This window comes from Mesorhizobium sp. M7A.F.Ca.CA.001.08.2.1 (assembly GCF_003998455.1).
GTDB lineage: Bacteria > Pseudomonadota > Alphaproteobacteria > Rhizobiales > Rhizobiaceae > Mesorhizobium > Mesorhizobium ciceri.
In genome coordinates, this window is the sequence record NZ_RZPW01000776.1 from 1 (window position 1) to 2824 (window position 2824).

The 2824-nt window shown below is 59.1% G+C and carries 4 protein-coding genes; all 4 read left to right on the forward strand.

Translation table 11 applies throughout. The features are described 5' to 3' along the window. A partial coding sequence (tagF, locus tag EN914_RS30680; protein WP_245497877.1) for a type VI secretion system-associated protein TagF occupies positions 1 to 563 on the forward strand: 563 nt, incomplete at its 5' end. Positions 564 to 566: 3 nt separating this feature from the next. Then, positions 567 to 1628: a DUF2169 domain-containing protein gene (locus EN914_RS30685; protein ID WP_013525297.1), complete on the forward strand. Its 1062-nt coding sequence runs from the start codon at positions 567 to 569 to the stop codon at positions 1626 to 1628. A 115-nt stretch (positions 1629 to 1743) separates the two neighbouring features. Next, entirely contained in the window at positions 1744 to 2676 is a 933-nt protein-coding gene (locus tag EN914_RS30690; protein ID WP_164753876.1) for a beta-ketoacyl synthase N-terminal-like domain-containing protein, read from the forward strand. Continuing rightward, on the forward strand, positions 2676 to 2824 hold a 149-nt coding region (locus EN914_RS40195; RefSeq protein ID WP_127389489.1), incomplete at its 3' end, for a PAAR-like domain-containing protein. The genes EN914_RS30690 and EN914_RS40195, both read left to right, overlap by 1 nt.

Genomic DNA, 2824 nt, shown 5'->3' on the forward strand with positions numbered 1-2824 from the left:
GAAATGTTCAAGAAGTTCACATGTCCGCCGCAGATATGAATGTGCCCGGTTTTTACGGAAAAATGCCCGCCACCGGCGATTTCGTGACGAGGCGGCTGCCGGGCGACTTTGTGCGCGCTTGGGACCGCTGGCTGGCGCAGCATCTCGTCCCGCTGATGGGCTCGAAAGCCTGGGACGAACGAATCCCACTACGTTTCATCTCAGGGCCTGCGGCATTCGGAAACGCGGCGGGGGTAATCTTGCCCTCGGCCGACCGGGTTGGACGGCGCTTTCCTCTTAGCATCGTCGCGATGATGTCCTCTGCGGACGAGACGATGACGCGTAGGGCCGACTGGTTCCGCGACATGGAAGCGCTTTGTTTTGAAACCCAGGAGACCGGGCTGACGCCGGACGCGCTCGACCAGGCGCTGCTGGTTTTTCCCTTCCCTGATCGCGACGAACGCGGGGAAGCGATCGACGGCATGGTCGTGTGGACCGCAACCTCCGACCTTTACGACGTCGATCCGGAGGAACCCACCAAAATCCTCGAATCTCTCCTTGCCGTCAGTGGGGAGATCTGTTGACCGATGTGGAATCTCTGGAACGAGACGCCATTTGCGGCCCAGGAAGCTTGGACCCGCGACGAACACGGCCACGAATGGTGGCTGATCGCGATCAAAGCATCGTTCGAACTTGACCTCGACGGTAAGCAGCAGCTTCTGAAGGATCAGGTTCCTGTTAATATGGCCCCTATCCACAGCGCTGACGCCCTGGAATTACTTGATGACGACGATCTCGTCATTGAAAAGAAGCACACCGATGTCCTTGTAGAAGGCCACGTATATGCGCCTGATCAGCGACCGAATATCGAGTCGATGGCGCGTATCAAGATAGGCAACGTGTTGGACAAGAGCGTGCGTGCGATTGGCGACCGTATTTTTATGCCGGGGCCGGTACTGGTGCGTATGAGCCGACCCGAGCCTTTCATTCGGATTCCGATTTCTTGGCGGAGAACTTTTGGCGGCACGGACACTCAGGCCTCCACGCCCGATTGGGACCGACGAAACCCCGTAGGAACCGGCTTCGCCGTCGATGCACGACATTTGATCGGCAGGACCGGCCCCAACTTCGAGTATCCTGACGCACCCTATCGCGATCACCAAAGCGGCCGGCCAGCAGGTTTCGGTCCAGTGGCGCGGCACTGGATGCCGCGCGCCAAATATGCGGGCACCTATGGCGATGAATGGCAAAAGAGGCGTGATCCGCTGCTGCCCTTGGATTTCAGCCGAACATACTACCAGTGCGCGCCGGAAGATCAGCAAACCAGGACGCCACTTGTCGGCTATGAAACCGTGCGGCTGGGCAATTTCACTGGCGACGGGTTTTTCCAGTTCGTACTGCCTCGTATCGGCTTCGACATACATACGGAGTTCAACAACCGACCCTCCCGGCAGCATGAGGAGCCGACGATCCATACGCTACGGATCAAACCAGACAAGCGTCAGTTCTCCATTACATGGATGACCACGCTGTATGTTCCTTATGACGAGGAGCGGCTGAAGAGCACCACCATAAGCCTACGTCGTCAGACTGTTTCGGCGGCCGCCACGCGCATGGGTATCTGGACGGAGGAATTCGTCGATGGCTAGAGACGACGCCATCGTCATCGTCGGCATCGGCGCGCGAACGCCGTTGGGATTCGACGCTGCTTCCAGTGCGGCCGCGGTTCGCGCTGGCATTTCCGCAATCCAGCAACATCCCACGATGGTCGACCGCTTCGGCGAGCAAATGAAGGTCACCCGCGACATGGGTATTGACCTTCATATGCGGGGTCCCGATCGCGCTGTCGCAATCGCTTTCGATCCGGCCGTGCAGGCATTGCGGCCGATGCTTGGCGCCCTCGGAAACGCACCGGTGTCGTTAATCGTGGCGACAGGCGAACCCAGGCCTGGCCAGGATGGCGAATTCGCAGTCCAAGTGCATGCTCAACTTCGCAGTGGTCTGTCACAATACGCCGTGTTCCAGGGCGGCGGATCCATTGCTGGAGGCCATGCCGGCGGTATGATCGCCATGCTGCAAGCGTCAAAAAGCCTGCGCGAGGGCAGCGTAACGTTCTGCCTGGCTGGCGGCGTCGATACCTATCTGCAGACCGAGACACTCGTGTGGTTGGACGAAAATGAACAACTGCATTCAGAGGGCAACATCTATGGGTTCTGCCCTGGAGAGGCGGCGGGATTTTGCCTGATGACAACTCTGCGAACCGCCCGGAAATATGCTATCCCGCCACGGCTCCAACTGATCGGCATCGAAGGCGCGCACGAGGAAAAACGCATCCGAACCGAGACCGTCGTTCTTGGCGAAGGACTTGGTGCTGCGTTCCGTAACTTGTTCGAAAAGGCCGTAACAGATCCAGTCGATCGGATAATCTGCGACATGAACGGCGAACGCTATCGAGCCAACGAGTACGGCTTCGCAACCATCCGCAATCCCGGTCGGTTCAGGGATGCGGCCGATTTCGAGACCCCTGCCGATTGCTGGGGCGATGTGGGTGCGGCGAGCGGACCTTTGTTTGTCAGCCTTGTGGCGGAAGCCGAAGCCCGCAATTATCAGACCGGACCCCTGTCCCTGATCTGGACCAGTTCCGAGAACGGCGTTCGCGCAGCCGCACTACTCGGCGGCAGGCGAAAGGCTGCCTGATGCCGACGCATATCACCGTCAATGGCCTCGGCTTAACCCACAAATCGTCCACCGGATTCTCCAAGGCGACAATCCCCGACGTTTGCAAGACTCCGAGCCCGGGCGGCCCCATTCCCTTGCCTTATCCCAACTTCGCAATGAGCAGCAC